This window comes from Acidovorax sp. Root267, from assembly GCF_001429215.1.
GTDB lineage: Bacteria > Pseudomonadota > Gammaproteobacteria > Burkholderiales > Burkholderiaceae_C > Acidovorax > Acidovorax radicis.
This window is the reverse complement of sequence record NZ_LMJC01000029.1, coordinates 46,879-61,523: the sequence shown is the minus strand read 5'-3', so window position 1 is coordinate 61,523 and position 14,645 is coordinate 46,879. Positions and strand designations below refer to the sequence as shown.

The following is a 14,645-nucleotide window of genomic DNA, read 5'->3' as shown; positions in this document are numbered from 1 at the left end:
GGCAGCTGGCGCTTGTCCATCAAGCGCTGGTAGCTATCAAAATAATAGTAGATGGTGGCTTGCCATGGTTTTGCGCAACCCCACAGCGCTTGCAACTGGCGCGCCCCAGGCCAGTGCACCCGTGGAGCTGGTTTTGCCAGGCCACCGGCTACGTCCCCCTTCGGGGGAAGCCGCGCCGCGGCTCAGGGGGCATCTCAGTCCCTGGTTACCCGCAGCACTTCTTCACGGCTGGTAATGCCCGCGGCAATCAGCCGCTCGCCATCGTCGCGCATCAGGGCCATGCCACCCGCCAGCGCTGCGGTGCGAATGTCGGCTTCGGACGCCTGGTTGTGGATCTGCGCGCGGATCGCGTCCGTGGTCACCAGCAGCTCGAACACGCCGGTGCGGCCCGTATAGCCCGTCTGGCCGCAGTGATCGCACCCGCTGCCCTGGCAATGGCTGCAGTACTTGCGCACCAGGCGCTGCGCTAGCACCCCCAGCAGCGAGGACGACAGCAGGAACGGCTCCACCCCCATGTCGGTCAGGCGCGTCACGGCGCTGGCGGCGTCGTTGGTGTGCAGCGTGGCCAGCACCAGGTGGCCCGTCAGTGAGGCCTGGATGGCGATCTGCGCGGTCTCGAAGTCGCGGATTTCACCGATCATGATGATGTCCGGGTCCTGCCGCAGGATGGCGCGCAGGGCCTTCGCAAAGGTCAGCTCGATCTTGCTGTTGACCTGCGTCTGCCCCACGCCCGGCAGCTCGTATTCGATGGGGTCTTCCACCGTCATGATGTTGTTGCGCGTGGCGTCCAGGCGCCCCAGGCCCGCATACAGCGTGGTCGTCTTGCCCGAGCCCGTGGGCCCGGTCACCAGGATGATGCCGTGCGGCTGCGAGATGAGGCCTTCGAAGCGGCGCAAGGTGTCGCCCTGCATGCCCACGGCTTCCAGGCTGAGCTTGCTTTCGCTCTTGTCCAGCAGGCGCAGCACCGCACGTTCGCCGTGGGCGCTGGGCAGCGTGGACACGCGCACGTCGATGGCGCGGGTGCCCAGGCGCAGGCTGATGCGGCCGTCCTGCGGCAGCCGTTTTTCACTGATGTCGAGGTCGGCCATGATCTTCAGGCGCGAGATCAGGGCGGCGTGCAGGGCGCGGTTGGGCTGCACCACCTCGCGCAGCGTGCCGTCCACCCGAAAGCGCACGCTGGAATGGCGCTCGTAGGGTTCGATGTGGATGTCGCTTGCTCCGTCGCGCGCGGCCTGCGTGAGCAGGGCATTGAGCATGCGGATGATGGGCGCGTCGCCGGCGGACTCCAGCAAGTCCTCCACGGCGGGCAGTTCCTGCATCATGCGCGAGAGGTCGGCATCGCTCTCGACCTCGCTCACCACCGTGGCCGCACTCGATTCGCTGTGCGAATACACGGCACTGATGCGCTGGGCCAATGCCGGGGCGTCGAGTGGCAGCAGCTGCTGCACGGCGTGCTTGCGCAACACCTCCGACAGCGCCCCCGCGTCGGGGTGGGGGCCATGCCACAGCACCAGGTGGTGGCCGTCGTCCTCCAGCAGCAGCTGGGCGGTGCGGGCAAAGGCGTAGGGCAGGGGATGGCGCATGGGTGTGGGTCCCTCAGAGCGCCTGGGGCGAGACCGTGGCGTTGAGTGCCAGACTGCGCACGGTGGCGGCTGCCGCATTGGCAGCGTCTTCGGAGTTGTAGGGGCCGACCCGCACGCGGGTGAGCGTGCCACGGTTGGTGTCTACCGATTGGATGGACAGGGGCAGGGCCGCGCTGCGCAGCTTGGTCATGGCGGTGCGCGACTCCGCGTCCTTGCCGAACACGCCCACATTCACGTAGTACTGAGGTGCCGGGGCCTGTGCCTGGACCGCCGGGGCGGCGGGTGCGCTGCTTTGCGGTGCAGGTGGGGTCGGTGGTGCCACGGGGGCGAGCGGCTGCAGGGGCACCGGCACGGCGGGCTGCACGGACGCAGGACTGGGGGCCGAAGGCGCCCGCTCGGGCAGCGCGGGCAGGATGGGGGCGCCAGAGACCGTGCCCATCATCAGGCTGGGGCCAGGCTGTGTGGTGTGCTGCAAGGCACGGATGGCCTCATAACGGTCCACGACCAATGCGTCGCTGGTGGCGTTGTCACGCACTACGATGGGGCGCAGGAAGATCATCAGATTGGTTTTGCGGCGCGAGCGGTTCTCGCTCTTGAACAGGCTGCCCACCACGGGCAGGTCGCCCATCAGGGGCACCTTGTCCTCGCCCTGCGAGTAGGTGTCCTCCAGCAGGCCGCCGATGACGATGATGCTGCCGTCGTCCACCACCACGTTCGATTCGACCGCACGTTTGCTAGTGGTGGGGCCGGTGGCGTTGGACAGGGTGGAGCGGTCGATCTTGGAGATCTCCTGGTAGATCGCCATCTTCACGGTGCCGTTCTCGCCAATTTGCGGGCGCACCTTGAGCATCAGGCCCACGTCCTTGCGCTCCACGGTGTTGAACGGGTTCACGGTGCCACTGTTGCCGGTGTTCGCATACGAGCCCGTGACGAAGGGCACGTTGTCGCCGATGAGGATGCGCGCCTCCTCGTTGTCCAGCGTCATCAGGTTGGGGGTGGAGAGCACATTGGCGTCGCCGCTGTTCTGCAGGAAGTTGGCCAGCGCGCCCAGGTAGTACTGGCCGTTGACGCGCGGCGCTAGCGCCAGATTCATGCCGCCGCCCAGCCCGGTGGCTGCTGTGGCGATACTGGTGGCGCTGCCTGACGCGAGCGCGGCCGTCAACCCCAGGATGTTGGCGCCGGCCGCACCGGAGTTGGTGCCGATCACGCCCACGGTGCCATCGCCCTGCTTGCCCAGGATGCCCTGCCACTGGATGCCGAACTGGGCCACCTTGTTGGCCGACACTTCCACGATCAGGCTTTCGACCAGCACCTGCGCACGCCGCCCGTCCAGTTTGTCGATGACCGCGCGCAGCTGGCGGTACAGCGGCTCGGGTGCCGTGATGATGAGCGAATTGGTGGTGGGGTCGGCCTGGATCTGGCCGCCCGTGGAGGGCTGGTTGTTGTTGGTGCTGCTGGTGCCCATCGTGTTGCCGCCAGTGCCCAGGCCCCCTGTATTGCTGCCCGACAGCCCGCTGCCCGTGTTCAGGATGCTGCCGCTGTTGCTGCCGCCGCCCAGGCCACCGCTGGGGGCAACCGGTGCGGCGGCGCTGCCACCTGCGCTGCCGCCACCTGTGTTGCCGCCCGTGCCCATGGCGGCCATGGCCGCGCGCAGCGTGGTGGCCAGCTTGGTGGCGTCGGCGTTCTTCAGGTACACCACATGGATGTTGCCGGTGGATGCGCTGCTGCCGGGTGCGGGGGCCTGGTCGAGCTGGGCTACCAGCGCCCGCACCTGGGCCACGCGGGCCGGGTTGGCGGCCCGCAGGATCAGCGAGTTGCTGCGCGGCTCGGCAATCAGCGTGGTCTTGAACGAGGTGTCGGCCTGCCCCTGTGCTGCGACCGGTGCGGCGCCGCTGCCGCCATCGATCAGGCGCGCCACCAATGGCGCGAGGTCGGTGGCGATGGCGTTGCGCAGCGGAATCACCTCCACGTCGCTGGCGTTGGAGACATCCATGGCCGCCACGATGCGCGCCAGGCGCTGCAGGTTGTCGGCGTAGTCGGTGATCACCAGCGAGTTGTTGCCGGGGTTCACGTTGATGGTGTTGTTGGGGCTGATCAGCGGGCGCAGCACCGGCACGAGGTTGGCGGCGTTCTCGAAGTTGAGCTTGAAGATCTGCGTGACGATCTGCCCGCCACCGGGGGCGCTGCCAGAGCTGCCCTGTACCACGCTCACGCTGCCGCCCTGCAGCTTGGCGTCGGCTTCGGGCACCACCTTGTACAGGCCTGCAGCCTCCACCACCGTGAAGCCCTGCAGCCGCAGCGCTGCCAGGAACTGCTGGAAGGCGGCGGCGGGTGTCACGGCGCGTTCGGTGACTAGGTTGAGCTGGCCCTTCACGCGCGGGTCCACGACCACATTGCGGCCCGTGATGGTGGCCATGGTGCGCGCCACGGCTTCGATCTCGGCGTTGGCGAAATTCAGGGTGACGGGCTCGCCGGCGCGCACGCTGCCCGTGCCGGTATCGATGGCGGTTTGGGCAACAATTTGGCCACTGGCGCATGCCAGTAATGCGCTAGCTGCTATTGCTTTAAGAGCAAAACCCAGACGTGGTGACAACAAGGAGTTCATAGGTTCAACCCACGGTGATGATGGAGCGCGCGCCGCTGCGCCGTCCAATGATGTTCAGAAGATTCGACAGGGCTGCTTCGCGCTCGGGGGCGGCACTGGCTTCGCCCGCAAAGCGCAGGCGGTTGCCCACCCACTGGCCGGAACCATTCAACTGCAGGTGCCCGTCCAGCGTGCTCAGGGTGAGCGTGGGCACCTCGCCGCCCTGCACCGCGAGCCGGTAGCTGCCCATGGGGCGCAGGGTGGACAGGCGGGATGACATGGCCCGGGCATCCAGCTGCACCTGGCCCGCCAGGGACATGCGCCCGGCACTCCACCGAAGGGTGAAGCCGCGGGTCTGCAGCGCCAGCTGGCCCTGGGGCTGCAGGGTGTTCCAGGGCGTGCCCAGCCCGGTCAGCACGGAGGCTGGCCACAGGCTCTCGCCGTCGATCACGGTCAGGCGCGTGCCAGACCAGCCTGCACTCGCTTGCAGCTGCAGTGGTGTGGGGGTGCAGCAACTGGCATGCAGCTGCGCGTGCAGGCCACTCCAGCTGGGGCGAATTCGCCAGTCCAGGCGGCCGGGCAGGGCGGCGCTGTCCTGGCTGGCAGCGCCCCCCGTCAGCACCAGCTGTGCAGAGCCCGTCCAGACCGTACCCCGCGATTGCAGCAGCTGCACCTGCCCGCCCGTGGCGCTGGCCACGCTTTGCGCCAGCCAGTGCGCTGGCGCAAACACCACCACGGCAGGCAATACGCCCGCTACGGCGCCTGTCAGCGCCCAGGCCCATGCGCTGCGGGGCGCGCGGGTGATGGGTTTTCTGTGTCGGAGGGAGGTGGCCACTGGGAGAGGGGGTCTGGTGCCGGTGGGTCGATTCAGGGCTGGGCTGGCGGCAGGGCCAGCACCAGGGTTCCGTCCCAGCGTGGCATCGCAGCGGCCGCGCCGCCCAGGGGGACTGGGGCGTTGGGCGCGGGGCTTGCCGCGGCGGTGCTGCGGGTCAGGCGCGCTTCCACCGGGGCGGCGCGGGCGTTGCTGCGTGCCTGGGCCAGCCACTGGGCCAGCGCGTCGGCGGGGGCGCCCTTGAGCGTGACGGTGGCGCGGTCGCCCACCACGTTGAGCTGGGCCGCATTGCCCAGGCGTTGTGCGAGCGCCGTGCGCAGCGCACCGACGGAATCGCCGCGCGTATTGCGCGGGGCCGACTGCAGCTGCTGCGCCTCGGAGCGCAGGCCTTGCATGCGCTGCAACTGTGTGTCCAGCTCGGCGTGGCGCGCTGGCGCGGCGCGCAGCGTGGACAGGGCCGGTGCCACGGCCAGCCACCACAGCAGGGCGAAGGCGATGAGGCCACCCGCGGCAAGGACCATGTTTTGCTCACGCGGGGCCAGGGCCTGCCAGCGGGCGCGCAGGGCGGGGGAGGTAATGGTGGTCATGGTGTGCCTTCCGCGCGCAGCAGCAGGCTGCCATCGTCCAGCCGGGCCCGGTAGCCCGCCGCCTGCAGGCGGGCCGAGAGCACGGATTCTTCATCGGGGGCCAGCGTGACACCGCGCAGGCGCAGCTCGCCGGGGGCGTATTCGATGCCCGTGGGCTGGCGGCCGCTGGGCAAGGTTGCTCCAGCGGCAGCGAGCAAGGGCTCCAGGTCACGGGCCGATACAGCACCGGCCGCCTGCCGCAGCTGGGCCAGTTCGCGTTCCATCTGCACCGGGGCGTCCACCACGACCTGCACCTTGGGGAAAGTCTGCGTCAGCGTGGACCGAACGGCTGCCTGTTTGGCGGCCAGCGCCTGGCGCTCCTGCCAGGCCCAGGCATTGAGCCCGATCAGATGGGCCACCACCAGCAGTCCCGCACCCCAGCGCGCCGCGCGCCACTGTGGGGCATTCAGCAGTGCGCTGGCCAGGCTGCCTGCCTTGCGCAGTGCACGGGTGCGGCCTGTGCTGGCCAGATCGAACTGGGCCAGATCCCAGTCGCCGCGTGCGGCGTCCAGCGCCCGCTGGCTGGCGGTGAGCAGTGCCACGCGCTGGCCCAGGGTGCGCTCTGCCAGGGCCGCGACCGCAGGCTCGGCGCGCACCACCGGTGCATTGTCTTCGTCCGTGGCTGCATCCTGGGGCAGCCCGGCACGGGCCAGCATCACGGAGGCAATGGACAGGGGCAACACGGCCACGCCGTGGTCCGCACCCTGGCCAGTCAGCACCACGCAGGCGTCTTCGGGGGTGCCCAGGGCACACAGCTCGGGACGGCCACTGGGGGTGGGGCCAGGGGCGAATTCAGGCACGACACGCGACACACGGCGGCCGGCGGCTTCCAGGGCCTGCAGGTTTTCGCGCAACCAGTTGCGGTCACACACCGCCACCCACACGGGTTCGCCCGCATTTGCATCGGGCTGGATGGCGAAATGCAGTTGTGCTGCATCGTCGAGCACGCGGTCTTCGAGCAGCCCCTCCAAGGCCGACCTCAGGCGCGGTGTCTGCTGGCCCGCGCCCAATGCCAAGCCAGGCGGCAGTTGCACCCGTTGCCAGGACAGTGCCCGCGCCGGCACCACGGCCACCACTTCGCCGCCAGGGCGTGTGGGTTCGGGCAGCAGCGCGGCCGGGGCGATGGCGTGGCGAAGGGCGGTGTGGCCGTCCGCCGTCAGCGTGTAGCTGTACTCGGTGGCCGGCCCCGGACGGGCCGGCGGCAGGAAAAGAATGAGGGTGCTCATGGACAGGTTTTGCGGGCCATTTTAGGGGGCGGGCTTGACGGTGCGGGCCGAACCTGCGGATGTGTTGCAGATGTGTCAGATTTCAGCGCGTTGCCTCCGGCGTGCCGGGGGCAGTTTCGCGGTCAAAAGCACCCCGTTCGCGCCACAGCGTTGTGACCTCGATGCCCTGTTTGCGCACCAGCGATCGCTCGTCCACCATGGCATCGCCCAGGCGCAGGCGGCCGCGCACCTCGAAGTACGAGGAGGCCACGGCATGTGCGCCTTCATTGATGTCGATGCTGGCGCCCAGCAGGTCGCGCACCTCGCTGAGCGTGCGGAAATGCCGGGCTTCGCGGGCTTGCAGCATCTTTTGGGCACTGGCCATGTCCAGGCCGTCGATGGCGGCCAGCAGCACATCGATGTCGGCGGTGTTGAGGTTGACCGGCGCGCGCACGGGCAGCAGCGTCACGTGGGGCGCCAGGCGGGCCACGGTGGTGGGCGCCAGGCCCAGCCAGCCCAATTGGGACATGGTGGGGGGCAAAAGAGGGGCGGTGTTGACGTCGGCGCCGGTGGTGGCCTGCGCGCGCCGCAGAGCGTCGGTGAGCAGGCTCAGTTCCTGCTGCGGAAGTGCCAGGCGCTCGAACAGCCGCGTGAACTGCCGCAGCGTCAGGGTTTGCACATTGCCGCCATCGACCAGGTTGGTCAGGTTCAGCCGGCCCTGCATGTCCGAAATCTGCCCCGACAGAAACGCCTCGGTGGTGTCGGTGGTGGCGTCGTCCACCTGGCTCACGTTCTTGTCGGCCGCGAGAAAGGTGGACAGCCGCGCCTCCTGCAGTGGCACGGCCCAGGGCTCGGCCAGGTGGTCGGCGCCGCCCGAGCGGCCGTCTTCGCGCAGGATCAGGCGCGACCAGTCGAGCGCGCCGACCAGAATCCAGGTGGACTGCACGCGGCCGCGCTCGGCCGTCTCGACCTCCACCGCGCGCCACTGCTGCCACATGGACGCCGCCGCGAAAGTGGCCACGAGGGTGACGGTGAGCATGGCCAGCAGCAGTGCAGCGCCGCGCTCCCTGCGAACCGGGCGCGGCCACGTGTGGAATCCCCCTGAGGCGCTGTGAAACTGGCGCGACCCAGACCAGTGCCACCGTGGAACTGGCTTTGCCAGGCCACGGGTGGCGTCCCCCTGGGGGGAAGCGGCGCAGCTGCTCAGGGGGGGGCTTGTCATTGTCATGTCCGCCCCCCACCCAGCACGGGGTTCACCCAGTCGCGCGTGAGCCGGCCCACCAGCGCCTGGCCGGGCGGCAGGGTGATCTGCAGGCGCACGCCATCGGGGATGGCCGAGGTGCCCGCCGGCGTGGCGCCGCTGCTGGACAGCGGGTTGGACCACGCACCGCCCCGGTAATAAAAGATCTGCCAGTCCTCCAGTGGCAGCAGCGTCATCTCACGGCGCCGCTCGGCCTCGCCCGGGCTGCGCGCCCATTGCCCGGCCAGCTGCCACGCTTCCTGCCATTCGGCGCGCGTGCGCACCGGTGGCGACTGCCAGCGCATCCACTGGCCGACACCCTGGGCACCCCGGCGCGTCCACGCCACCACCAGGGCGCCCTCGTCGGGCACCGCGCTGCTGCGCCGCGTCAAACGCAGCACCTGGCCATCCCAGTCGAGCGGCGTGGTGTTGGCAATGGGCATCAGTGCATCCAGGTCCGTGCCCCACTGGCCCAGGGCCGACTGCAGCACCAGCATCTCGTCGGCCCGCTGGCGCGTGATCTCTTGCGCCCGCACCATGCCATCAAGCCCCCGCCAGCTCAGGATGGCCAGCAGGCTCATCACCGCAATGGCCAGCAGCAGCTCCACCAGCGTGAAGCCGCGCGCGCCTTTCAAAACCGGCGCGGCGCGAGGCCAGTGCACCCGTGGAACTGGCTCTGCCAGGCCACCGGGTGCGTCCCCCCCAAGGGGGGAAGGCGCGAAGCGACTCAGGGGGGACATCTGGTCAATACCTTCCGATGATGGTGGAGATGCGCAGGATGGAGTTGTCGCCATCCAGCACCTGCGCGTCCATGCGGCGGAAGCTCGGGTTGGGCGTGGGCCGCACGATCAGGGCCACGGTGAGCTGGCGCCCGGCCTGTTCGCAGGTGAGCTGGCTGTCGCCCACGCTGGGCATCTGGCGTGAAAGGCGCGCATAGACCAGTTCGTTCTCGGCGCACAGCTGGGCCAGCACGATGTCTGACTGGCGCAGCGCATTGCGCGTGAGCGCCGTGGTGGCCTGCAGCCCCGCCATGAGTGCGATGGCCACGATGCTGAGCGCCACCAGCACCTCCACCAGCGTGAAGCCGTGCAGTCGCTTGCGGCGGCAGGGGGGCAGGGGGGTGTTCATTGGACGGTCTCGACGGTGAAGGGACGCACCCCGTCGGTAGCGACGCGCAGCGTGCGCTCGGGATAGGCGTGGTGGGTGATCAGCACCTGCTGGGGCCCAATGAGGGGCTCCGGCCCCAGCACCAGCAGCGTGGGCGCGCGCACCGTGGTGCCTGCATCCAGCCACTGGCCGGGCATTGCCGCCAGTGCGCTGGGCGGCAGGCCCTCGAACCGGAAACCACGCGCGTCGGCACGCCAGCGCACAGGCATGCCCCCGGCGCGCGACTGGGCCCGCGCGGATTCCAGCAGCGCCGCGAGCCGGGCCGCCTCGCGCTCGACCAGCGTCTGCCCGCTGTCGCGCATCGCCAGCCCTACCCCGGCCGTGGCCAGGGCAATGATGCTGATGACCACCAGCAATTCAAGGAGGGTGAAGCCGCGTGAGCGGTTCATGGGCCTATGCAACGTGAGGTTGCAACGGTCGCGGCGTTTCCAGAAGGCGAGCGGCCGCAGCGCCGGGCCGCCCCAAGCAAGGCCCGGCCCCCTCGGGGGGCAGGGAGCGACACGCAGTGCGCGACCGTGGGGACCACACTACTGCCAGCTGCCAACATCCGCGTCCTTGCCTTCGCCGCCCGACTGCCCATCGGCGCCGAACGACATCACGTCGATCTCGCCCTTGATGCCGGGGTTCAGGTACTGGTACGGACGGCCCCAGGGGTCGTTGGGCAGTTTTTCGAGGTACAGCTTCCAGTTGTTGGGCACCGGCCCCGAGGTGGGTTTGATGATGAGCGACTGCAGGCCCTGTTCGGCCGTGGGGTAGCGCTGGTTGTCCAGGCGGTACAGCTTGAGCGCCTGCATGATGTTGGTGATGTCGGTGCGGGCGGCGGTCACGCGGGCATCGTCGGCACGTTCCAGCACATTGGGCACGATGAGGGCGGCCAGCACGCCGATGATGACGAGCACCACCATGAGTTCGATGAGGGTGAAGCCACGGGCCACATTCCTGGCCAGGCGGTGGTGTGCGGAGCGCAAGAGGCGGGGAAAAGAAGTGTTCACTGCTGGCGGTCTCTCGGATGGTCGAATCGCGTGAATCATAATCCCCGCATGGTGACCAATACGTACAGCAAATGGGGCGTCCGCCTGGGGACTCTGGCGCTATGGGCCGCCGCAGGCGCCAGCGTGGTCTTTTGGGGACTGCGCCTGTCGGCCCCTGCGGCCGGAACCGCAGCGCCCGTGGTGCTGCCCGCGCCCGTGGCGCCCGATGCGCAGGCCTTGGCCCGGCTGTTGGGGGCTGTGCCCGCAGCCCCGGGTGTGGTGGCGGCCGCCCCGGTGGCGACGCTGGCCAGCCGGTTCGCGCTGATCGGGGTGCTTTCGGGCCGCAACAGCGGGGGCGGTGCCGCGCTGATCGCGGTGGATGGCAAGCCCGCCAAGCCGTTCCGGGTGGGCACGGCGGTGGATGAGGGGCTGCTGCTGCAGGCGGTGGGCCCACGCCAGGCACAGCTGGGGCGCGAAGCCGGTGGCCCGGCCACGCTCACGCTGGACATGCCGCTCAAGCGTTGATTCCGGGGCTGCGGGTTTCTGGCATTTGCGCTAGCCCAGGTCGATTCTTTCCCACTCGCCCCAGCCCGGCGCGGCGACGGGCCATTCTTCCGGGCACGGCAGCACGCCGCTGCCGTGCGCCTTCAGCCACGCCACACTGCGGATGACCCCGGCGTGGGTGATCCACACCACATCCTGCGTGGCCCCACGGGGGGCATGGCCGCCGGGGCCGTGGTCCTGCAGCGCAGCCGCCACGCGGGCCAGCACCGCCGCCAGGTTTTCCCCCTTGCCTGGGCGGTAGTGGGCAAATGCGGCTGTCCAGGCGTCGATGTCGCTGCGGGCAATGGAATCCCAGGCCTGCCCCTCCCAGCTGCCAAAGTCCATTTCGCGCAGGCGGGCGTCGGGTTGTGGGGTCAAATCAGGCCGCATCGCTTGCAGTTCTTGCGCAAGCTGCTCACATCTTTGTAGCGTAGAGTGAACCACCCGCGTCTGGGTCGGCAACGCGGTGGCCAGGCGTTCTGCGGCAGCGCGGGTGGCGGTGGGGTCGGCGGGGATGTCCAGCGCGCCATAGCAGGTACCGGGTGCCACCAGAGGTTGGGCGTGGCGCACCAGCCAGAGGCGGGCACCGCGCTGCGGTTGAGCCAGGGGCTTCACATCCAGCGCAAGGCCAGCGCCGCGCCCAGGTAAAAGCCGATTTCGCTGACCTGCTGCGTGGCCCCCAGGCAATCCCCCGTGAAGCCCTGCAGCCGGCGCGCAAACCAGCGCGCCATCCAGGCGGCGGCGAGGGCACTCAGCAGGATAGACGCTATTAAAAATATAGCTTTTTGCGCTTGCCAGACAAGCGCCAGCGGCACAAAACACCATAAAAATGCCGTCACCAGCGCCGCGCCCGAGATCTGGTCCGCCAGCGGCTTGCTTTTGGACCGGGCCGTGTCGCCCACATGCGGCAGTTTGCGCACGATGAGCAGCGGCCAGAAGCGCGACACCACATGCGCGCCCACCAGCCCGGCCAGCGCAGCCGGCAGGCTGTGGGCACCCAGCAGTGCCAGCAGGCTGAGCTTGGCGAGCAGCGCCAGCACCAGCGCCATGGCCCCGAAGGCGCCGATGCGCGAGTCTTTCATGATGTCGAGCGCCCGCTCGCGGTCGGCACTGCCGCCCAGGCCGTCGGCCACATCGGCCAGGCCGTCTTCGTGAAAACCCCCGGTCATCAGCACCGTGGCGATGGTGCAGAACACGGCAGCCACGGCCGGGGCGAGCGGATTGGGCGCCAGGGCCCAGTGCAGCGCGGCATACACGGCGGTGGACAGCAGTGCCGCCAGCCAGCCAATGCCCGGAAAATGCGCCGCGCTGGCCCGCAGCATGGCGGGGCTGTAGCCCACCCAGTCTGCCAGCCGACCGGTGACGGGAATGCGGGTGAAGAACTGCACGGCCAGCAGGTAGTGGCGCAGGGCTTGCATGGGCTGGCGGTGGTTATGTCAGATTTGATAGCTGCCAGCGCTTATTGGATAAGCGCTGGATGCCAATTTGACCCATATTCTGGTTATTTGGAACGCAAGAACAATCGGTAGGCCGGGTTCAGCGTCTCTTCCACATACGGATAGCCCAGCGTGGCCAGGAAGGCGTCGAACGTGACAGCGTCCTCGGGTGGCACCTGCATGCCCACGAGGATGCGGCCATAGTCGGCGCCCTGGTTGCGGTAGTGGAACAGGCTGATGTTCCAGGTCGGCTGCATCAGGCTCAAAAACTTGAGCAGCGCGCCCGGCCGCTCGGGGAAGGTAAAGCGCATCAGCCGCTCGTCCTGCGCCAGCGCCGAGTGCCCGCCCACCAGATGGCGCAGGTGTTCCTTGGCCAGCTCGTCGTGGGTCAGGTCCAGCGCTTCGAAGCCGTGGAGGCTGAAGTTCTGGGCGATGGTTTCGGATTCGCCCTTGCCCTGCGTGGTCAGGCCCACAAACACATGGGCCTGGGCGGCGTCGCTGATGCGGTAGTTGAACTCGGTCACGTTGCGCGTGCCACCTGGCAGTTCGCCCACCAGTTCACAAAAGCGCTTGAAGCTGCCGCGCTCTTCGGGAATCGTCACCGCAAACAGCGCCTCGCGCTCCTCGCCCACCTCGGCGCGCTCGGCCACGAAGCGCAAGCGGTCGAAGTTCATGTTGGCGCCGCACAGGATGGCGGCGTAGGTCTCGCCCTGGGTCTTGTGGGTGTCCACATACTGCTTGATGGCGGCCACGGCCAGCGCCCCTGCGGGCTCGACGATGCTGCGCGTGTCCACGAAGATGTCCTTGATGGCGGCGCAGACGGCATCGGTGTCCACCGTGATGAACTCGTCCACCAGGCCGCTGTGGGTGATGCGGAAGGTTTCCTCGCCCACCAGCTTCACGGCGGTGCCGTCGGAGAACAGGCCCACGTCTGCCAGCGTCACGCGCTCGTGCGCCTTGACGGACTGGATCATGGCGTCCGAGTCGTTCATCTGCACGCCAATCACCTTGATCTCGGGCCGCACGGCCTTGATGTAGTTGGCCACGCCCGAGATGAGCCCACCACCGCCGATGGCCACGAACACGGCGTCCAGCTGGTTGCTGCCCAGGCTTTGCAGCTGGCGCAGGATCTCCATGGCGATGGTGCCCTGGCCCGCAATCACGTCCGGGTCATCAAAGGGGTGCACAAAGGTCAGGCCCTGTTCCTTCTCGAGCTTCACCGAGTGGCCGTAGGCGTCGGAATAGCTCTCGCCAAACAACACGACCTCGCCGCCCAGCGTTTTCACCGCGTCGATCTTGAGCTGCGGCGTGGTGGTCGGCATGACGATCACTGCGCGCGTGCCGAGCTTGTGGGCGCTCATGGCCACGCCCTGGGCGTGGTTGCCGGCCGAGGCGCAGATTACGCCGCGCTGGAGCTGCTCGGGCGTGAGGTGCGCCATCTTGTTGTAGGCGCCGCGCAGCTTGAAGCTGAACACCGCCTGCTGGTCCTCGCGCTTCAAGAGCACCTTGTTGTTCAGGCGGCGGCTGAGGTTCTTGGCGGGCTCCAGGGCCGACTCCACCGCCACGTCGTACACGCGGGCGGTCAGGATTTTCTTCAGGTAGTCGGCGGGGGTCAGGTGCTGGGTCATGGCAGGGCAGGTGGGGCCGCCACGGGGCAGCGGCGGGGGTCCACATCATAGGGGGTCGGTTTTTGCAGGCCGATTCGCCGGTGGGGGCCGCTGCGCGGCCGGTCCAGCCAAAAAAAAGCCCCGGGCCGTGAGGCCTGGGGCTAATCCATCCTTTGAGGAGATGGAGGAGACAATCGGTGCGGGGCAAGATCCAGATGCCGGGCTTCTTGCCATCTGCCTTTTCTATCCAGAAAAAGCAGCGCTTGGGGGAAGTTTAGCGCGAGTCTTGTTGCATTGCAGCAAAATCAACACCAAATTTTTGTTTCGCCGGGCCATTCCGTGCGAAAAAACCACGTATCACACAGGAGAAACACAATGGAATGCACAGTCAGCTGGACCGGCGGGTCGGGAACCCGTTCCGGCATGGGTTTTGTGGCCGAGACCGGCAGCGGCCACGTCTTGACCATGGACGGCGCGCCCGACGCGGCCAATCCGGCCAACGGCGGCCAGAACCTGGCGCCCCGGCCCATGGAGACCGTGCTGGCCGGCACGGGCGGCTGCACGGCCTACGACGTGGTGCTGATCCTCAAGCGGGGCCGCCACGATGTGCGAGGCTGCAGCGTCAAATTGACCACCGAACGTGCACAGACGGACCCCAAGGTGTTCACTAAGATCCACATGCACTTCACCGTGACGGGCAAGGGCATCCCGCCCGCTGCGGTGGAGCGCGCGATTGCCATGAGCCATGACAAATATTGCTCGGCCAGCATCATGCTGGGCAAGACGGCGGAGATCACCACCGGGTTTGAGGTGGTCGAAGCATGAAATAACCCCCCCTGAGTCGCCTTCGG

Annotated in this window: 15 protein-coding genes; 2 read left to right on the top strand and 13 right to left on the bottom strand. The window is 68.5% G+C overall.

Features of this window, described 5'->3' with window-relative positions; translation table 11 throughout:
- Window positions 1-194: 194 nt before the first annotated feature.
- The 10 genes from ASE39_RS16685 to gspG all read right to left on the bottom strand — a co-directional run bounded on the left by ASE39_RS16685 (window position 195) and on the right by gspG (window position 10,205).
- Complete coding sequence (locus tag ASE39_RS16685) at window positions 195-1,583, bottom strand: ATPase, T2SS/T4P/T4SS family (protein ID WP_010462317.1); 1,389 nt, start codon at window positions 1,581-1,583, stop codon at window positions 195-197.
- A 13-nt stretch (window positions 1,584-1,596) separates the two neighbouring features.
- A complete protein-coding gene (gspD, locus tag ASE39_RS16680; RefSeq protein WP_082615488.1) occupies window positions 1,597-4,188 on the bottom strand; it encodes a type II secretion system secretin GspD in 2,592 nt (863 codons plus the stop codon).
- Between the two features lie 4 nt (window positions 4,189-4,192).
- Window positions 4,193-5,002, bottom strand: a complete 810-nt coding sequence (gene gspN / locus ASE39_RS16675; protein ID WP_057271892.1) for a type II secretion system protein N — start codon at window positions 5,000-5,002, stop codon at window positions 4,193-4,195.
- A 32-nt stretch (window positions 5,003-5,034) separates the two neighbouring features.
- Window positions 5,035-5,586 (bottom strand): type II secretion system protein GspM, encoded by a 552-nt coding sequence (gene gspM / locus ASE39_RS16670; RefSeq protein WP_057271891.1) that lies wholly within the window; start codon window positions 5,584-5,586, stop codon window positions 5,035-5,037.
- On the bottom strand, window positions 5,583-6,851 hold the full coding sequence (gene gspL / locus ASE39_RS16665; RefSeq protein ID WP_057271890.1) for a type II secretion system protein GspL: 1,269 nt from the start codon (window positions 6,849-6,851) through the stop codon (window positions 5,583-5,585). The genes gspM and gspL overlap by 4 nt, the downstream gene beginning before the upstream one ends.
- Window positions 6,852-6,933: 82 nt before the next feature.
- Window positions 6,934-8,052 carry a type II secretion system minor pseudopilin GspK gene (gene gspK / locus ASE39_RS16660; protein WP_158004261.1) on the bottom strand — a complete coding sequence of 373 codons (1,119 nt, stop codon included), beginning with the start codon at window positions 8,050-8,052 and terminating at the stop codon, window positions 6,934-6,936.
- A 2-nt stretch (window positions 8,053-8,054) separates the two neighbouring features.
- On the bottom strand, window positions 8,055-8,732 hold the full coding sequence (locus tag ASE39_RS16655) for a prepilin-type N-terminal cleavage/methylation domain-containing protein (RefSeq protein ID WP_242421473.1): 678 nt from the start codon (window positions 8,730-8,732) through the stop codon (window positions 8,055-8,057).
- 82 nt (window positions 8,733-8,814) lie between these two features.
- Window positions 8,815-9,198, bottom strand: coding sequence for a type II secretion system minor pseudopilin GspI (gspI, locus tag ASE39_RS16650; protein ID WP_057271887.1), 384 nt, complete (start codon window positions 9,196-9,198; stop codon window positions 8,815-8,817).
- Complete coding sequence (locus tag ASE39_RS16645) at window positions 9,195-9,626, bottom strand: prepilin-type N-terminal cleavage/methylation domain-containing protein (protein ID WP_010462302.1); 432 nt, start codon at window positions 9,624-9,626, stop codon at window positions 9,195-9,197. The genes gspI and ASE39_RS16645 overlap by 4 nt, the downstream gene beginning before the upstream one ends.
- Window positions 9,627-9,764: 138 nt before the next feature.
- Entirely contained in the window at window positions 9,765-10,205 is a 441-nt protein-coding gene (gene gspG / locus ASE39_RS16640; protein WP_029413934.1) for a type II secretion system major pseudopilin GspG, read from the bottom strand.
- A gap of 72 nt (window positions 10,206-10,277) precedes the next feature.
- Here gspG and ASE39_RS16635 point away from each other — a divergent pair, with 72 nt between their 5' ends.
- Window positions 10,278-10,733 carry a type II secretion system protein N gene (locus ASE39_RS16635; RefSeq protein ID WP_010462298.1) on the top strand — a complete coding sequence of 152 codons (456 nt, stop codon included), beginning with the start codon at window positions 10,278-10,280 and terminating at the stop codon, window positions 10,731-10,733.
- A 30-nt stretch (window positions 10,734-10,763) separates the two neighbouring features.
- On the opposite strand, the gene ASE39_RS16630 is transcribed toward ASE39_RS16635, so the two are convergent.
- From ASE39_RS16630 to ilvA, 3 genes are all read right to left on the bottom strand, one after another.
- The gene (locus ASE39_RS16630) at window positions 10,764-11,366 is read right to left on the bottom strand and encodes a histidine phosphatase family protein (protein WP_082615486.1); all 603 of its coding nucleotides are present in this window, start codon (window positions 11,364-11,366) and stop codon (window positions 10,764-10,766) included.
- A complete protein-coding gene (gene cobS / locus ASE39_RS16625) occupies window positions 11,363-12,169 on the bottom strand; it encodes an adenosylcobinamide-GDP ribazoletransferase (RefSeq protein WP_057271886.1) in 807 nt (268 codons plus the stop codon). Before cobS ends, ASE39_RS16630 begins: the two co-directional genes overlap by 4 nt.
- An 83-nt stretch (window positions 12,170-12,252) precedes the next feature.
- Window positions 12,253-13,815: a threonine ammonia-lyase, biosynthetic gene (gene ilvA, locus ASE39_RS16620; protein ID WP_057271885.1), complete on the bottom strand. Its 1,563-nt coding sequence runs from the start codon at window positions 13,813-13,815 to the stop codon at window positions 12,253-12,255.
- Between the two features lie 354 nt (window positions 13,816-14,169).
- Here ilvA and ASE39_RS16615 point away from each other — a divergent pair, with 354 nt between their 5' ends.
- Window positions 14,170-14,619, top strand: coding sequence for an OsmC family protein (locus tag ASE39_RS16615; RefSeq protein WP_010462291.1), 450 nt, complete (start codon window positions 14,170-14,172; stop codon window positions 14,617-14,619).
- Window positions 14,620-14,645 lie beyond the last annotated feature (26 nt).

What these genes read in the sequence shown, in the direction of transcription:
- ASE39_RS16615 (WP_010462291.1), top strand. Translation starts at nt 14,170, where the DNA reads ATGGAATGCACAGTCAGCTGGACCGGCGGGTCGGGAACCCGTTCCGGC.
- ASE39_RS16685 (WP_010462317.1), bottom strand. Translation starts at nt 1,583, where the DNA reads ATGCGCCATCCCCTGCCCTACGCCTTTGCCCGCACCGCCCAGCTGCTG.
- ilvA (WP_057271885.1), bottom strand. Translation starts at nt 13,815, where the DNA reads ATGACCCAGCACCTGACCCCCGCCGACTACCTGAAGAAAATCCTGACC.
- gspK (WP_158004261.1), bottom strand. Translation starts at nt 8,052, where the DNA reads ATGACAAGCCCCCCCCTGAGCAGCTGCGCCGCTTCCCCCCAGGGGGAC.
- gspL (WP_057271890.1), bottom strand. Translation starts at nt 6,851, where the DNA reads ATGAGCACCCTCATTCTTTTCCTGCCGCCGGCCCGTCCGGGGCCGGCC.
- ASE39_RS16635 (WP_010462298.1), top strand. Translation starts at nt 10,278, where the DNA reads ATGGTGACCAATACGTACAGCAAATGGGGCGTCCGCCTGGGGACTCTG.
- ASE39_RS16645 (WP_010462302.1), bottom strand. Translation starts at nt 9,626, where the DNA reads ATGAACCGCTCACGCGGCTTCACCCTCCTTGAATTGCTGGTGGTCATC.
- gspM (WP_057271891.1), bottom strand. Translation starts at nt 5,586, where the DNA reads ATGACCACCATTACCTCCCCCGCCCTGCGCGCCCGCTGGCAGGCCCTG.
- gspD (WP_082615488.1), bottom strand. Translation starts at nt 4,188, where the DNA reads ATGAACTCCTTGTTGTCACCACGTCTGGGTTTTGCTCTTAAAGCAATA.
- cobS (WP_057271886.1), bottom strand. Translation starts at nt 12,169, where the DNA reads ATGCAAGCCCTGCGCCACTACCTGCTGGCCGTGCAGTTCTTCACCCGC.
- gspI (WP_057271887.1), bottom strand. Translation starts at nt 9,198, where the DNA reads ATGAACACCCCCCTGCCCCCCTGCCGCCGCAAGCGACTGCACGGCTTC.